The sequence below is a fragment of the Pseudomonas sp. FG47 genome (assembly GCF_057809115.1).
In genome coordinates, this window is sequence record NZ_JBMDJI010000046.1 from 1 (window position 1) to 16393 (window position 16393).

Annotated in this window: 13 protein-coding genes and 1 pseudogene; 9 read left to right on the forward strand and 5 right to left on the reverse strand. The window is 65.2% G+C overall.

The features are described from left to right. Window positions 1-257: 257 nt before the first annotated feature. Window positions 258-2450, forward strand: coding sequence for an ATP-binding protein (locus ACODS5_RS22295; RefSeq protein ID WP_489109672.1), 2193 nt, complete (start codon window positions 258-260; stop codon window positions 2448-2450). 90 nt (window positions 2451-2540) lie between these two features. Here the strand turns inward: ACODS5_RS22295 and ACODS5_RS22300 are convergent, their stop codons facing one another. Continuing rightward, window positions 2541-4697, reverse strand: coding sequence for an ATP-binding protein (locus ACODS5_RS22300; protein ID WP_489109673.1), 2157 nt, complete (start codon window positions 4695-4697; stop codon window positions 2541-2543). 85 nt (window positions 4698-4782) lie between these two features. Beyond that, complete coding sequence (locus ACODS5_RS22305; RefSeq protein WP_134694142.1) at window positions 4783-5415, reverse strand: LysE family translocator; 633 nt, start codon at window positions 5413-5415, stop codon at window positions 4783-4785. 413 nt (window positions 5416-5828) lie between these two features. Between ACODS5_RS22305 and ACODS5_RS22310 the strand changes: the two genes are divergently transcribed. Further along, complete coding sequence (locus ACODS5_RS22310; protein WP_134694141.1) at window positions 5829-6050, forward strand: hypothetical protein; 222 nt, start codon at window positions 5829-5831, stop codon at window positions 6048-6050. Between the two features lie 15 nt (window positions 6051-6065). Here the strand turns inward: ACODS5_RS22310 and ACODS5_RS22315 are convergent, their stop codons facing one another. Continuing rightward, window positions 6066-6680, reverse strand: a complete 615-nt coding sequence (locus ACODS5_RS22315; protein WP_134694134.1) for a LysE family translocator — start codon at window positions 6678-6680, stop codon at window positions 6066-6068. A gap of 114 nt (window positions 6681-6794) precedes the next feature. Between ACODS5_RS22315 and ACODS5_RS22320 the strand changes: the two genes are divergently transcribed. Beyond that, complete coding sequence (locus tag ACODS5_RS22320) at window positions 6795-7247, forward strand: Lrp/AsnC family transcriptional regulator (protein ID WP_134694133.1); 453 nt, start codon at window positions 6795-6797, stop codon at window positions 7245-7247. A 353-nt stretch (window positions 7248-7600) separates the two neighbouring features. After that, window positions 7601-9013 carry a purine-cytosine permease family protein gene (locus tag ACODS5_RS22325; protein ID WP_489109674.1) on the forward strand — a complete coding sequence of 471 codons (1413 nt, stop codon included), beginning with the start codon at window positions 7601-7603 and terminating at the stop codon, window positions 9011-9013. Window positions 9014-9285: 272 nt separating this feature from the next. On the opposite strand, the pseudogene ACODS5_RS22330 reads toward ACODS5_RS22325, so the two are convergent. Both ACODS5_RS22330 and ACODS5_RS22335 read right to left on the reverse strand, forming a co-directional pair. Then, window positions 9286-10086, reverse strand: a pseudogene (locus ACODS5_RS22330) (PAAR domain-containing protein); the annotation flags it as partial. 178 nt (window positions 10087-10264) lie between these two features. Beyond that, window positions 10265-11494, reverse strand: a complete 1230-nt coding sequence (locus ACODS5_RS22335; RefSeq protein ID WP_489109675.1) for an acyl-CoA dehydrogenase — start codon at window positions 11492-11494, stop codon at window positions 10265-10267. 139 nt (window positions 11495-11633) lie between these two features. On the opposite strand from ACODS5_RS22335, the gene ACODS5_RS22340 reads away from it, so the two are divergent. From ACODS5_RS22340 to ACODS5_RS22360, 5 genes are all read left to right on the forward strand, one after another. Beyond that, window positions 11634-12560, forward strand: coding sequence for a LysR family transcriptional regulator (locus ACODS5_RS22340; protein WP_134692992.1), 927 nt, complete (start codon window positions 11634-11636; stop codon window positions 12558-12560). Between the two features lie 94 nt (window positions 12561-12654). Then, entirely contained in the window at window positions 12655-13782 is a 1128-nt protein-coding gene (locus tag ACODS5_RS22345; RefSeq protein ID WP_489109676.1) for a saccharopine dehydrogenase family protein, read from the forward strand. A gap of 1 nt (window position 13783) precedes the next feature. Continuing rightward, on the forward strand, window positions 13784-14263 hold the full coding sequence (locus ACODS5_RS22350) for a DUF2269 family protein (protein WP_489109677.1): 480 nt from the start codon (window positions 13784-13786) through the stop codon (window positions 14261-14263). Between the two features lie 173 nt (window positions 14264-14436). Beyond that, on the forward strand, window positions 14437-15591 hold the full coding sequence (locus ACODS5_RS22355; protein ID WP_489109678.1) for a cysteine desulfurase family protein: 1155 nt from the start codon (window positions 14437-14439) through the stop codon (window positions 15589-15591). Window positions 15592-15728: 137 nt separating this feature from the next. After that, window positions 15729-16361 (forward strand): LysE family translocator, encoded by a 633-nt coding sequence (locus ACODS5_RS22360; protein WP_134692996.1) that lies wholly within the window; start codon window positions 15729-15731, stop codon window positions 16359-16361. Window positions 16362-16393 lie beyond the last annotated feature (32 nt).

The following is a 16393-nucleotide window of genomic DNA, read 5'->3' on the forward strand; positions in this document are numbered from 1 at the left end:
CGGCCTCCTGAAGTCGCAATTTGTGTTGCCTGAACTATCGCGCGCTTAGAAGCAACAGCAACAGCAGATAAAAAGTAGAGGTATCGGAAGCTTATTAAACCTTATGACAATCATCGAAAAGTGGCACGACGGGTTTATTGCTCGCAGTGAAGGCTGGAGCCTGCTAAGGCGCAAGCACAGCCGCGGCATAAAGCACTCGCCAAGCGCCACGTCTAGGTGCACCCTGATGCTCTCGCACACAAGGACCAGCAACGTTCATGGCGAAATGGCTAGACGGCGGCGGGCTCATGGCCGAGCGCATCCGCAACCACGATTGGAACAGTACCCCGCTGGGTCCACTGCACACCTGGCCCGAAGTGCTCAAGACCAGCGTCGCCCTGTGCCTGGGCTCGCGCTTCCCGCAAGCGGTGCTATGGGGCGAGCAATTGATCACCCTTTACAACGATGCCTTTACCCCGATTCTGGGAGACAAGCCCCTGGCACTGGGGCGGCCATTCAGCCAGGTATGGCAGGAAGCCTGGAGCGACATCGCCAGCCTGGCCCAGCGCGCGCTGAACGGCGAGGCGGTGTACATCGAGAACTTTCCCCTGGTGATCGAGCGCCGGGGCAACCCGGAACGCGCCTACTTCACCTTTTGCTACAGCCCCATCCGCGACCATGACGGCAAGGTGGTGGGCATGCTCGATACCGTCACCGAGACCACTGCCAACGTAGTCGCCAACCAGCGCTTGAGCTTCCTCGACAGCGTGGGGCGGGCCGTGGCCGATGCCACCGACCCGGAGCGGATCATGGCCACCACCACCCGCCTGCTCGGCGAGCATCTGCAACTGTCGAGCTGCGCCTACGCAGTGATGGCCGCCGACGAGGACGGTTTCACCATCTGCGGCGACTGGGTAGCCCCCGGCTCGCCCCGTCTGCTCGGCCAGTACCGCCTGGCCGATTTCGGTGGCCTGGCGGTCAGCCGCCTGCGTGCCGGCCTGCCCCTGGTGATCGATGACAACCTGGCGCAATTGCCCACGCGCGAGGCCGCGACCTTCCAGGCCATTGGCATTACCGCCACCATCTGCATGCCACTGGTCAAGAACGGTCGCCTGACCGCGCTGATGGCCATTCACGACAAGGTACCGCGCAGCTGGAGCCAGTACGAACAGACCCTGATCAGCGAAGTCACCGAGCGCTGCTGGGCGCATATCCAACGGGTCCAGGCCAACGCCGAGGTGCGCGAGGCGCTGCTCGCCCTCGAGGCCCTCAACGCCACCCTCGAGCAGCGGGTCGAGGAGCGCACCGGGCAGTTGCTGCACACCGAGGCCATCCTGCGCCAGACCCAGAAACTCGAAGCCATCGGCCAGCTAACCGGCGGCGTGGCCCACGATTTCAACAACCTGCTGACCATCATTCGCTCCTCGCTACACTTCCTGCAGCGCCAGGACCTCGACGAAACCCGCCGCAACCGCTATTTCAAGACTGTCTCCGACACCGTCGAACGCGGCGCCAAGCTGACCGGCCAACTGCTCGCCTTCGCCCGGCGCCAGGCCCTGAACCCGCAGGTGTTCGAGGCTGGGCCACGGCTCGAGGCCATGGCCGACATGCTCGACACCGCCACCGGCGCGCGTATCCAGGTCAACCTCGAGCTGCCCGCAGCCCCCTGCCACGTACATGCCGACCTGGGCCAACTGGAGACGGCGGTGATCAACCTGATGCTCAATGGCCGCGATGCCATGGCCGGCGCCGGTACCTTGCGCCTGCGCCTGGAAGCCAATCGCAGCCTGCCGGGCCCGCGCGGCCAGCCCGCGCAACAGGGGCCATTCGCCGCCATCTCGGTGATCGACAGCGGCGTCGGCATCGCCCCACACCTGCTGGAGCGCATCTTCGACCCGTTCTTCACCACCAAGGCGCCGGGCCAAGGCACCGGGCTTGGGCTGTCGCAGGTGTTCGGCTTCGTCAAGCAGTCGGGCGGCGAGGTGCAGGTCAGCAGCACTGAAGGCCAGGGCACCACCTTCACCCTCTATCTGCCGCAGGTGCCCCAGGCCGCGGTCCAGGCCGACACGCACGACGCCCAGCCCATGCCGCCAGGCGAGCGACGGCGGATCCTGGTGGTCGAGGACAACCCGGATGTCGGCAGCTTCACCGCGCAGATCCTGCTCGATCATGGTTACCAGATTCGCTGGGCGGCCAGCGCCGAAGAGGCCCTGGCCCAGATCGCCGCCGGCCAGGCAGGGTTCGATGCGGTGTTTTCCGATGTGGTAATGCCGGGGATGGACGGGCTGGCCCTGGCCCGCCAGCTACGGCAAAGCCATCCAGGGCTACCGGTGATCCTCACCTCCGGCTACAGCGAGGCCATTGCCGAGGGCGGCCACCAGGGCTTCGCCTTCCTGGCCAAGCCGTATTCAGCCGAGCAGGTATGCAGGCTATTGAACGAGGTGCTGCAGGCAGACAACGCCCCCCTGTAGGAGCCGGCTTGCCGGCGAACCAGGCGCTGCGGTGTTTGAAAGATGGCGGCCTCATTTCAAGATTGCCGGGGCCAGGCCAGCCCTGCAGCATCAGCCCCTGGCACGCAACAGCTGCTCCAGGCTCTGCGCCAGCTCATCCTGACGGAACGGTTTGCGTAGCACCTCGAAACCATGTAGCTCGCGCGGCGTCAGGTTGGCATAGCCGGTGATGATCAGCACCGGCAGCTCCGCCAGGCGCTCGCGCACCTGTTGGGCGAAACGCACACCGGTCATCTCGGTCATGACATGGTCGGTCAGCAACAGGTCCGGGCGTAGCCCCTGGTCCAGCAGGGCCAACGCCTGCAACGGCCCCTCGGCCTCGCTCACCGCATACCCCAGGGCCTGCAACTGCATCTGCGTGGCATGGCGCACCAAGGCTTCATCATCCACCAGCAACACCCGCCGCAACCGGCCTGTCCGGGGCACCTCGGCAGGCGCGCTGGCCACCTGGGGCGCCTCACCCACCGGCAGCCACAGGGTCGCTTCGGTGCCCTGCCCGACCCTTGAATGAATTGCGAAACCGCCCCCGGACTGCAACGCCAGCCCTTGCACCATCGGCAAGCCCAGCCCGGTGCCGCGGCCTACCCCCTTGGTCGAATAGAACGGTTCGACGCAGCGCCCCAGGACCTCCTCGCTCATGCCGCAGCCGTTATCCTCCACCTGTAGCCAAACCTGGCGCCCGGCCAGAGGGTTGGGCGCCTGGTGGCCATCGTCTTCACCCAGGCCTGCGCAAATGGTCAATTGGCCGCCTTCGGCCATCGCATCGCGGGCGTTGACCACCAGGTTGAGCACGGCCAACTCCAACTGGTGCGGGTCCACCAGCACCCCGGGCAAAGCCGTGTCGATACGAATGCGCAGGACGATGGTCGGCCCCAGCGAACGGGTCATCAGTTCGTGCATGTCCTCGATCAGCGTGGCCAGCGAGACCACCAAGGGTTTCAAGGTTTGCCGCCGGGCGAAGCTGAGCAGCCGCCCGACCAGGTTGCGCGCCCGCTCCGCGGCCTGCAGGCCGCCGTCGATCAGGCGCTCGGCGCGCTCCGGCTGCGGATGCCGGCGCAGCAGTTCGAGCGAGGCGATGATTGGCGTCAGCATGTTGTTGAGGTCGTGGGCGATACCGCCGGTGAGTTGGCCGATCATTTCCATCTTGCGCGCCTCATGCAACTGCAGCAGGGCAGACTCGCGCTGGGCCAGCATGCGCGCCACACGCTCCTCGAGGTTCTCGTTCAGCGCGTGCAGCGCGCGCTCGGCACGGGCATGGGTCAGCGCCGCCCAGACCTGCTTGGCGGTCTCCTCGACCAGCAGGCACTCATCCTCGACGAACAGGTGCGGGCCATGGAAGTACACCGCGAGCATCGCCTCCAGGCGTTCGGCGCGCAGCACCGGAACATGCAGGCTGGCGCCCAGCTGCGGCGCATCGGCCAGGGGCTCGTGACGCACCAGCTGGCCGGCCAGCAGCGCGCCGTACAGCGTCGGATCAAGGCTGGCGTAAGGGTTGTCGCCAACCAGCGAAGGCACGCCAGCGGCCCACTCCTGGCTTACCCGGTAGTGGCAGGCATCGCCCAGGTCCTCACCGAAGCATACCCGCGCCGCGCCCAGTTCCTCGCCCAGGCGGCGGATCGCGTGGGCCTCGATGCGCTCGGCATCGCCCAACCCCGGCAAGGCCTGATGCAGCTCCAGCAAAAAGGCCTGGCGGCGCTGGAAGCGCACCCGTTCGGTGGTGTCGGTGACGATGCACAACACCCCACCGACGCTGCCGTCGGCCTCGCGTACCGCCGAGTAGGACACATCGAAATAGGTCGTCTCGCCCAGGCCCTGGCGTTCGATGTAGAACGGCCGATCCTTGGCGGCGAACGTCGTGCCGGTCTCACGCACGCCGCGCAGCAGCGGCTCGAGGTCGCCCCACAGCTCGCGCCAGTTTTCCTCGGCCGGCCGCCCCAGCGCCCGCGGGTGCTTGATACCGATGCTCGGCCCGTAGGCATCGTTGTACAGGGCAATGTACTGCGCCCCCCAGAACAGCACGATCTGCGCCTGGGCCGGCAGCAGCGTGGCCATGATCGCCTGCAGCCCCGGCGACCAAGCCTGTGGCGGCCCCAGGGGCGAATCACGCCAGTCCATGGCGCGCAGCAGGCCACTGACCGCGTCGCTGCCCAGCAGGCAAGGCGGCGGTGACTTCAGGTTGACAGTTTTGCTCTGCTGGCGCGTTTTCATGTCTCGGTCGTCCCGGGCACGTTGCCATCCATGAGGGTAAGAAATCACCCGCTGGCAAAACGTTCCCTTGACATCACCGCGACATTCAGTGCCGCCCTTCGGCCAGCATGCGCAGGGCCAAACCGGCCAGCACGGTGCCCATCAACCAGCGCTGCAGTTGCTGCCACAAGGGGCGTCCGGCGAGGAAAACGGCAATGGAGCCGGCCATCAAGGCGATCAGCGCGTTGACCGTGACGCTGATAGCGATCTGGGTAGTACCCAGCACCAGCGACTGCGCCAGCACGCTGCCGTGGCCCGGCTCGATGAATTGTGGCATCAGCGACAGGTACATGACGGCGATCTTGGGGTTGAGCAGGTTGGTCAGAAAACCCATGGCGAACAACCGGCGCGGGCTGTCGGCCGGCAGGTCGCGAACCTGGAACGGCGAGCGACCGCCGGGGCGCAACGCCTGCCAGGCCAGGTACAGCAGGTACAAGGCACCGCCGATGCGCAAGGCGTCATAGGCAAACGGCACCGCCATCACCAGGGCGGTGATGCCCAGCGCGGCGCAAAGCATGTAGAAGATGAAGCCCAGGGCCACCCCGCCCAAAGAAATCAGCCCTGCCACGCGGCCCTGACAGATGGAACGGGAGATCAGGTAGATCATGTTCGGCCCAGGCGTCAGGACCATGCCCAGGCTGATCAGGGCGAACGCTAACAGGTTGCTGGTTTCGGGCATCATGCACATCCTTGTTGTTGTGAGTGGGGCAAGTGTATCCGCAGATGAACCTGCCTTGAAACGCTTCGCTGAGCCCGGTAACCTTGCGCCGCTGCTGTAAGTCCAGCAGCCGGGTTTGGTCACCCGCGAACATCAAGGCGCACAAGCGCCGCATAGCGATTCAGTTGGCGCTTTTTTGTGCCCGGCTGTCTCGTGTTATGGCGGCTGTGCGTGGGGCGCCTCCGTGCGCGCCGGTTTCCTTGATTCCCGGTTGACCAACCCGCGCACAGTCGCCACCCATTCGTTTGGTCACGTCGAGTGGCGGCTCCATTGAATCAAGGAGCGACACAATGACGAAAGGTCTACCCGATCCCCCTTCCCGCGCCACCACGGCCCCTTGCAGTTTCGGCAATTGCGAGTGCAGCCACCCGTCGCTGTTCGCCGTGCGCGAGGGCGTCGATCTCGAAGATGCCCTGGTGCACCTGTCCACCCTGCTCAAGGGCGCGTTCGCCACCAACCTCAAGGCCATGGAACTGGCAAGCGGCACCTGCCAGGACTTGCTGATGGCCAACGACCATGGGCTGGATGCCGCCAAGGCGGTGGTCGAGGCGTTGCTCGATGGGGTGGAGATGCAACAGGTGGCGCCGGCTCCATAACGCGTTGGATCGCGCCTAGGCCAACTGCCCTACCACCAAGCCCAGCGCAATCGCGATCATCACCACCCCCGACACCCGCCCGACCAGCCGCGCCGCTGCCGGGCGGGTGCGCAACACCGCCTTGGCGCCATAGCCCACCAGCAGGTAGATCACCAGCGAACTGCACAGGTGCACCAGCCCCAGCAGCAGGATCTGCAGCGGCAGTGGCCAGCTCGATTGCGGGTCGGTGAACTGCGGCAGCAACGCCAGGAACAACAGGAACACCTTGGGGTTGAGCCCGCTGACGCAGAACCCCTTGAGCGCCCAACGCGAGCCGCTGTCGCCCTCGCCGCTGGCCCCCGCCTCGGGCACCGCGGGGTTGAGCAGCAGGTTTCCGCCCAGCCACAGCAAGTACAGGCAACCGGCCAGGGTCAGCAAGGTCAGTGCCAGCGGATGCCCGGCGATCAGGCTGCCGACGCCGGCGGCGACGATCAGCGTGGCGAGAAAATGCCCGGACAACATCCCCGCCACCGCCGACCCCACCCAACGGCCACGCATGCCAGCGGAGATGGCATAGGCCCAGTCGGCGCCCGGGGTGATCACGAACAGGAACGAGACGGCCCAGAACGCCGCCAATACACTCATGGCCACTTCGATGGTTTCCTTTCACAACGGTTTTTAGTGAAAGCAAGATTACGGATATCGCCGAGGGACTTTCTTTCGTATATTGCCCATCCAAGGCAAAAACACGGAAGAATCTTCCCCATGGACCGTACCGATCGAAAAATCCTTGCCGAGCTGCAAAAAGACGGTCGCCTGTCGGTGACCGAACTGGCCGATCGTGTGGGCCTGAGCCTGTCGCCCTGCCACCGCCGGCTCAAGGCCCTGGAAGAATCCGGCGCCATCCTCGGCTACCACGCCCGCCTGGCCCCGGCCGCGCTGGGCCTGAACTTCGCCGCGCTGGTGTTCGTAACCCTGCGCGAGGTCACCCGCCAACCGGTCGCGGACTTCGAGGCGGCCCTGGGCGAGATCGCGCAGATCGTCGAGGCACAGCGGCTGTTCGGCGACCCGGACTACCTGCTGCACGTGGTGGCCAAGGACCTGCCGGCGTTCCAGAAGCTGTACGACGAGCAGTTGACCAGCATCCCCAACGTCAAGCGGCTCAGTTCGACACTGGTGATGAAGGAGGTGATCCAGGACCGGGTGTTGCCGATGTAGACGCGGCCTTGCCGAGGCGTCGGAGCGGTCGGAAAGGGCTGCAAAGCAGCCCCGGCCCTCTTGAATTCAAACCGTCAGATTCCAACCACCGCGCGCCTGGTTCACCGGCAAGCCGGCTCCTACAGGGGGCACGCTAAATCAATGAGGTGCGGTTTGTTCCATGAGCGCAGCCAATGTGGGTGATCCGTGCATGTGCACGCCCCAGCCTTAGGTTTTTTAACGTCCATAACCACAAATTTACTAATTTCCCCCGCCCCACCCGCCCCGCATCATCGCTCCAACAAGAACGCGTCGCCCGTTGCCGGCACGCACCTGGGCAGCCCCGCTTGCCCCACCTTGCCTTGGAGTCCGTCATGACCCGTGCAGCCAATTCGGCACCCCTCATCGAGAAACACACGATCGGCTACGTGCCACCGCAAGACCGCCATGGAAAGGTAAGGGACCTGTTCACCCTGTGGTTCGGCGGCAACATCGCCCCGCTGCCCATCGTCACCGGCGCCCTGGGCGTGCAGTTGTTCCACCTCAACCTGCTGTGGGGCATCGTCGCCATCCTGGTCGGGCACCTGCTCGGCGGCGTGCTGATGGCCCTGCACTCGGCCCAGGGCCCGCAGATGGGCATCCCGCAGATGATCCAGAGCCGCGCCCAGTTCGGCTCGCTCGGCGCGCTGCTGGTGGTGGTGATCGCCGGGGTCATGTACATCGGCTTCTTCGCCTCCAACATCGTGCTCGCCGGCAAATCGCTGCACGGTGTGGTCGACGCCGTGCCGGTACCGGTGGGCATCATCGTCGGCGCGTTGGGCTCGGGCATCATCGGCATCATCGGCTACCGCTTCATCCACCTGCTCAACCGTATCGGCACCTGGGTGCTGGGCATCGGCATCGTGGTCGGCTTTGGCTATATCTTCAGCCATGTGCAAAGCGACGACTTCCTCAGCCGCGGCGGCTTCAACCTGGCCGGCTGGCTGGCCACGGTGTCGCTGGCGGCGCTGTGGCAAATCGCCTTCGCCCCCTATGTGTCGGACTACTCGCGCTACCTGCCGGCCGACGTGAAGGTTTCATCGACCTTCTGGACCACCTACCTGGGCTCGGCCCTGGGTTCGAGCCTATCGTTCATCTTCGGCGCGGTCGCGGTGCTGGCGATCCCGGCGGGCATGGACACCATGGACGCGGTCAAGCTCGCCACCGGCAGCCTCGGCCCGCTGATGCTGGTGCTGTTTTTGCTCAGCGTGATCAGCCACAACGCCCTCAACCTGTATGGCGCGGTGCTGTCGATCATTACCCTGGTACAGACCTTCGCCTACCGCTGGATCCCCACCGCCAAGAGCCGTGCGCTGCTGTCGCTGATCGTTCTGGCGGGCTGCTGCGTGGTGGCGGTGTTCGCCTCGGCGGACTTCATCGGCCACTTCGTCGACATGGTGCTGGTGCTGTTGGTGGTGCTGGTGCCGTGGACGGCGATCAACCTGATCGACTTCTATGTGATCCACAAGGGCGACTACGACATCCAGTCGATCTTCAAGGTCGATGGCGGTATCTACGGCCGCTACAACCCCCAGGCGCTGATCGCCTATGCGGTGGGTATCGCGGTGCAGATCCCGTTCATGAACACGCCGCTGTATGTCGGGCCGGTGTCGGCGCACATCAATGGTGCCGACCTGTCATGGCTGGTGGGGCTGGCGATCACCTCGCCGCTGTATTGGTGGCTGGCCAGCCGGGACAGTGCCTATCGTCGTCGGCAGGTGGGTGCAAAGCTGGCGGCGGGGGCTTGAATCCGCTGGGCTGATATCTGCTGCTGGACCTCAAGACGTCTTGAGTAAGCGCCTGACCACCGGGCCCTGCATTGGTACCTGAAACTCTACTAATGCGGGGCAGGCTTGTCGGACCAACATGAGCATCTACGATGGGCAACGTTCACTCGACCCGGCCATGCAAATGGAAACGCGCTTGAACTGCACCAGAAGAGCAACGAAAGCCATCCAGCCAACAGCGATCAGAATGCAGTACATACCTAGCTTCATGCGCCTTTTCAGGTAGATCGGGTTTCCAGCCCCTTGAGTGTATCTCCCACCTGCCCCAGCCCACGCGACAGCATGTCCTTGCCAATGCCCATGGATTGACTCGCACCATTGAGCACCCCGGCGATCTCGCCAATGTGCTGCATCATGAAGTTGGCTTCCTGCTCGTCGAGCACAGCCAGTGCCTCCCGCGCCCGCTGCGCCGCAGCCATCAGGTCGGCTTCCTCGCGAGTGCAGGCGTGGTGGTTGTCGGGGTCACCGAGGACGAAGATTTCACCGGCCTTGAAACCTTGGTCGAAGGTGGGGTTCAGGCGCTGGATGCGTGCAATAGGCAGTGTGCTGTCCTGCGCCAACAACTGCGCCAGTACCTGGGGCCCGGACATGCTGCGGGGAACGATATGAAAACCGGGTTCCAACCCGGCTTGCGCAGACGCGATGGCGCCAGGCATCTGTGCGTTGGCTGGGGCATGGAGAGTGCGGGCGCCGGAGGCCGTCGCCGCGTTCGTCTGCCTGCCATGCAGGGGATGACTGGACGGCGCCACTCCATCCAAGGGAGCAACCACCCTGTTACTGCCGTTCGGGCAGCCACAGGCAACCAGTGAACCATCCATCGCCAGTGGCTGACCGTCGGAAATCCACCCGAGGTAGCCCTCTACAACGACGCCAGGCTGGCAGCAGAGCGGACATTCGGTAGTCGAGTCCCCGACCCGCAGGACCTTTCGCCCATCACAGATGTAACCCTCACCGCTGGCAATGCAGATTGCACCCGTGGTGGTGACATCGCCATCTACTGCCTGGCCTTTCCCGTCAAGACTGACGCGATACATAAGCAGGTTCCTTTTGCCCTGAAAGCTCAAGAACCTAACAAATGAAGTTCGCCCTGTTATCCGAGAAAAAGTGAAAGAGACCTTTCCTACCATGCCTAGAGAAAAGTCTTAAAGCCAACCCTGTAACCAGCCTGTTCAGGCGTGCAGCCGAACCTGAGCGGGCTGGTCACAATGCACTTCAGTGCCCGCTACGCAACATCTCCTTCGGCACATACTTGCCAATCTCGTACTTGCCAATCGCCGCCCGGTGCACCTCATCCGGTCCGTCTGCCAAACGCAGCGTGCGTTGCATCGCATACATGTAGGCCAACGGGAAATCACCGCTAACCCCTGCCCCGCCATGGATCTGGATGGCCCGGTCGATCACCTTGAGCGCGACATTGGGCGCCACCACCTTGATCTGCGCGATTTCACTGCGCGCCACCTTGTTGCCGACGGTGTCCATCATGTAGGCGGCCTTGAGCGTCAGCAACCGGGCCATGTCGATCTCCATCCGCGAGTCGGCGATCTTGTCGATGTTGCCGCCCAGCCGCGCCAGTGGCTTGCCGAAGGCCGTGCGCTCGACAGAGCGTTTGCACATCAGTTCCAGGGCACGCTCGGCCATGCCGATCGAGCGCATGCAGTGGTGGATACGGCCTGGACCGAGGCGGCCCTGGGCGATTTCGAAGCCACGGCCCTCGCCTAGCAGTACGTTCTCGTAAGGCACCCGCACGTTCTCGAACACCACTTCAGCGTGGCCGTGGGGCGCGTCGTCGTAGCCGAACACCGGTAGCGGGCGGACGATTTTCACCCCCGGCGCGTCCGTGGGCACCAGAATCATCGAGTGCTGCTGGTGGCGGGGGCCTTCGGGGTTGGACAGGCCCATGAAGATCATCACCTTGCAGCGCGGATCGCAGGCACCAGAGGTCCACCACTTGCGGCCGTTGATCACCCACTCATCACCGTCGCGCACGGCAGTGGCGGCCATGTTGGTGGCGTCCGAGGAGGCCACGTCCGGCTCGGTCATGGCGAACGCCGAGCGGATCTCGCCGCGCAGCAGCGGCTCGAGCCACTGGCGCTTCTGCGCCTCGCTGGCGTAGCGCACCAGCACTTCCATGTTGCCGGTGTCCGGCGCCGAGCAGTTGAACGGCTCCGGCCCCAGCAGCGAACGGCCCATGATCTCGGCCAGCGGCGCGTACTCCAGGTTGCTAAGCCCGGCGCCATACTCGGACTCGGGCAGGAACAGGTTCCACAGGCCCTCGGCCTGGGCCTTGGCCTTGAGCTCTTCCATTATCGCAGTGGGCTGCCAGCGGTCACCCTCGGCGACCTGGCGTTCGAACACCGGCTCGGCCGGGTATACGTATGCATCCATGAACGCGCTGACACGCTCGCGCAGCGCCTGGACCTTGGGCGAATAGGCGAAATCCATCGGGGCTACCTTCAGTCAATGAAGAACATGGGCTGAGCCTAGAACAGTCACCCTTCATCCACCTAGCCTATTTTCTACGTGTATAAACATTCATAACCGATATATGATCGACCGATAACTCCAACAAAGAGCGGCGCCCATGAACCTCAGCAAGGTCGATCTCAACCTGTTCATCGTCTTCGACGCCATCTACACCGAAGCCAACCTGACCCGCGCCGGGCAAATCGTCGGCATCACCCAGCCGGCGGTGTCCAACGCCCTGTCGCGACTGCGCGAGACCTTCAACGACCCGCTGTTCGTGCGCACCGCCCAGGGCATGGTGCCCACGCCCATGGCACAGAACATCATCGGCCCGGTGCGCAACGCCCTGTCGCTGCTGCGCACCTCGGTGCAGGAGAGCCGCATCTTCAACCCGCTGCAGGCCAGCAAGACCTTTCGCATCAGCATGACCGACCTCACCGAGGCGGTGATCCTGCCGCCGCTGTTCCAGCGCCTGCGGCGCCTGGCCCCGGCGCTGGTGATCGAGAGTTTCCTGTGCAAGCGCCGCGAAACCACCAAGGAACTGGCCGCCGGGCGCCTGGACTTCGCCGTCGACGCGCCGCTCAATACCGACCCGCAGGTGCGCCACGTCAAGCTGATGCAGGACCACTACGTGTGCGCCATGCGCCCTGGCCATCCGCTGGCCGAGAGCAAGCTGACCCTGGACAGCTACCTGGGCATGACCCACATCCATATTTCCAGCCGCCGCAACGGCCTGGGCTACGTCGACCTGGCCCTGGGCAAGATGGGCGTGCAGCGCCGCGTGGCGCTGCGCTCGCAGCACTACCTGATGGCCTCGCAGGTGTTGCAGCAGACCGACATGGTGATGACCGTGCCCGAGCGCTTCGCCCGCCGCCACCAGTTGCGCCACCAGCCGTTGCCGGTGGAGATCCCGGCCCTGGAAACCCACCTGTACTGGCACGAAAGCACCGACCAGGACCCCGCCAACCGCTGGATGCGCGAGCAGATCATCGAGTTGTGCGAGCGGGTGGTGGCCCAGGACCAACAGGCGCTGGAAAGCGCCTGAGCCCTGTCGCGCAACTTGCATTGCCCAGCCCTTTCGGTGACCCTTGCGCCGCCCGCACGCGGGCGCTCCAGACTCACTGCACAAGGAACAGAGCATGGCCACCCGGATCCTGGTGATCGGCGCCTACGGCAATTTTGGCCGAATCATCAGCCGCCACTTGAATCGCATGGCCGGCGTGCAACTGGTCATCGCCGGGCGCAATGCCAGCCAGCTGCAAGCACTGGCCCAGCAACTCCAGGGTCCTGACGCCAGCCTGGACGGGCATTGGTGCGGCGATGCCATGGCCGCAGGCTTCGCCGAGGCCCTGCGCGCACAGAGTATCGACTGGGTCATCCATACCGGCGGCCCGTTCCAGGGCCAGCCGTACAACGTTGCCGAGGCGTGCATCGAGGCAGGCGTGCACTACTGCGATCTCGCCGATTGCCGGCTGTTCGTCAACGGCATCGCACGCCTGGACGCACGCGCCCGCCAGGCCAAGGTCGCGCTGCTCAGTGGCTGCAGCTCGGTACCCAGCCTGTCGTCGGCGATCCTCGACGAGCAACGCCAGCAGTTCGGCCGGATCGACACTATCGAACACGGCATTTCCTCGTCGGCGAAAATGCCCGGGCTATCCACCATCGAAGGCGTGCTGGCCTATGCCGGACGACCAATCCGTCAATGGCGCGACGGCCGCCCACGGGAGGTGGACGGCTGGCTCGGCCTGCAACTGCGGCACTTGCCGGGGCTGGGCTGGCGCCTGCTGAACAATGTCGACGTGCCGGACATGGACATCTTCGCCCAGCGCTATGGTGCCCGGAACCTGGCCTTCAAGGCAGGTTCAGGGCTGATGCTCGGCGGCCTGGCCAATGCCAGCCTGGCATGGCTGGTCAAGTGCGCCCTGGTGCGCGATCCGCTGCCCTGGGCCCGGCGCCTGCATCGTCTGGGCGGTCACTTCGAACGCCTTGGCGACGGCAAGAGCGCGATGTACCTGGACGTGCGAGGCACCGACCCAGACGGGCAGCCGCTGCGCATGCGCGCCCAGGTCAGCGCCCGCGACGACCTGGGGCCGGAGATTCCCAGCTGCGCCTCGGTGGCGTTGATGGCCAAGGTGGTGGCGGGCCATGCGCCGGCACCGGGTGCCCGGCCTTGTGTCGGCGAGATCAGTGTCGCCGAATACCTGGCGGCGATCGACGCGCCGGACAAGGTACGCTACAGCGTCAGCTACCAGCGCGGGCGGGGCTGAGATGGACTACCTGCTGCTCAAGTACCTGCACCTGATTGCCGCGGTGTTCCTGTTTGGCTTCGGCATGGGTTCCTACCTGTACCTGGTCGCCGCGCACCGTGGCAACGATCCCCGGGTGATCGCCGCAGTGGCGCGCATGGTGGTGCGTTTCGATGCCTGGATCACCACGCCGGCGGGCCTGGTGCAATTGCTCAGTGGCTACGCCATGGTCAGCCTGGCTGGCATGCCCTGGTCAGCGGACTGGCTACAAGGCGCGCTGCTGATCTTCTTCAGCGTGGGGGCGCTGTGGCTGCCGGTGCTGCTGTTGCAAAAGCGCATGCAGGTTCTGGCCGAACAGGCCGCCCAGGCCAACACCACGCTAGGGGCGCAGTATCGGCGGCTCTACCGCTGGTGGCTGTGGATGGGCGTTGCCGGGTTCAGTGGCATGTTCCTCATCGTGCTGGTGATGGTGACCAAGCAAGCACCTTGGCAATGGTTTTGATGCTCACCCAGCAATCCCAGAAAAATTTTCCCCATCTAGGCAAACCTGGAGATTTTTGTTTCGCAAACACCGCGAACCACAGCCACATAGGAAAAACATTCACCTCCACCTCCCGGTAGGATGCTGTGCATGGGCGCCGACTGGCGGCGTCCCTGCACGGACTCGCCGCGATCATGCCCAGCACCCCGCTCTACTTCGATTACGCCGCCACCACCCCGGTCGATGACCGCGTCATCGCCGCCATGCTCAGTTGCCTGGGCCGCGACGCCACGTTCGGCAACCCAGCCTCCAGCGGCCATGCCCATGGCCAGGCCGCCCGCGAAGCGGTCGAGCAGGCCCGGGCCCAGGTCGCCGCGCAGGTTGGCGCCCAGGCCGATGAACTGGTGTGGACCTCCGGCGCCACCGAATCCAACAACCTGGCGCTCAAAGGCATCGCCCAAGGCTGCGGGCAACCTGGGCACCTGATCACCAGCCAGCTTGAACACAAAGCCGTGCTCGACACCGCCGCCGAACTGGAGCGGCTGGGCTGGGCGGTGACCCGCCTGGCGCCGGACGACCAGGGCCTGATCCAGCCCGACGCCGTGCGCGCGGCGCTGCGCCCAGACACCCGGCTGGTATCGCTGATGGCGGTGAACAACGAACTGGGCACGGTCACCGACTTCGCCCAGGTCGGCGCCCTGGTGCGTGCGCATGGGGCGCTGCTGCATGTGGATGCCGCCCAGGCGGTGGGCAAGGTGCTGATCGACCTGGGCCAGCAGGCAGTCGACCTGATGTCGTTCTCGGCGCACAAGGTTTATGGCCCCAAGGGCATCGGCGCGTTGTTCGTCGGCCCCCGCGCGCGCCCACTGATGCGCGCGCAGATGCATGGCGGCGGCCATGAGCGCGGCCTGCGCTCCGGCACCCTGCCCACCCACCAGATCGTCGGCATGGGCAGCGCCTTCGCCCTCGCAGGCCAGCCGGGCGAAACCGAATACCAACACATTGCGCAACTGGCCAAGCGATTGCGCGACGGTCTGCTGGCCCTGCCCGGGGTGAGCCTCAATGGCTGTCCGTTGCAGCGTATTCCCCACACCTTGAACCTGTGCATCGACGCCAAGGGTTTCAACAGCCTGGCTCTGGCCGGCGAGCTGGCGTTGTCCAGCACCTCGGCGTGCAACTCGGCAAGCAACGCGGCCTCGCATGTACTGCTGGCACTGGGCCTGGACGAGCGCCAGGCACGCAACAGCGTGCGCCTGAGCCTGGGGCGCCATACCCAGGAAGCGGATATCGACACGGCGCTGGCGGTGTTCGCGCGGGTGGTGAATGGGGCGGCGGTGGCGCTCTGGTAGGCACGCCTGGCAGTGGCTTGAACGGCGGCGTGGGAGCGGCGTCGCTGGCGAGTAAAGCCAGGCGCTGCCAGCCAGGTATTTCAGTTGCAACCCGCTTGTGGCATCGTGCTGCTTTCCTCGCGCAAAGGATGCGCTGCATGGCACTTCACCTCTGGCTGACTTTCTCCTTCGCCTACCTGCTGACCTCGCTGATCCCCGGCCCCAACGTCCTGCTGACCGTGCGCAACGCCTTGCGCCATGGCCCGTCAGGGATGGGCATGACGCTGCTGGGCAACCTCACCGCGCAACTGCTGGCGATCAGCGCCGTGGCCATGGGCGTGGGCGCCCTGCTGGTGTCGTTGCCCACGGCGTTCCTGCTGTTGAAGCTGGCCGGCGCGGCCTACCTGATCTACCTCGGCCTACGCCAACTGTTGGCGCCGGCCAAGCCTGGGCTGGCGCCAGTGCAGGCTGGCCAGGCGCCAGTGCGGGCGCCATGGCGCATCGCCGTGGAGGCTTTCGTGGTGTCGATCAGCAACCCCAAGACCCTGGTGTTCTTCTGCGCCTTCCTGCCGCAGTTTCTCGAACCGGGGCGGTCGCTGTTCGGCCAGTTCGCGATGATGTACTTGAGTTGCTCGCTGATCGTCTGCCTGGTGCATACGTGCTATTGCATCACCGCCCACCGCTTTGGCCAGCGCCTGAAGGCCTCACCTGCCGCGGCGTGGCTCAAGCGGGCCTGTGGTGCGCTGTTCATCGGGCTGGGCGTGCGCCTGCTACAGGCCCGGGCGGTTTAAGCCTGGCACCCCGGTGTCGCCTTGCTGGCGAA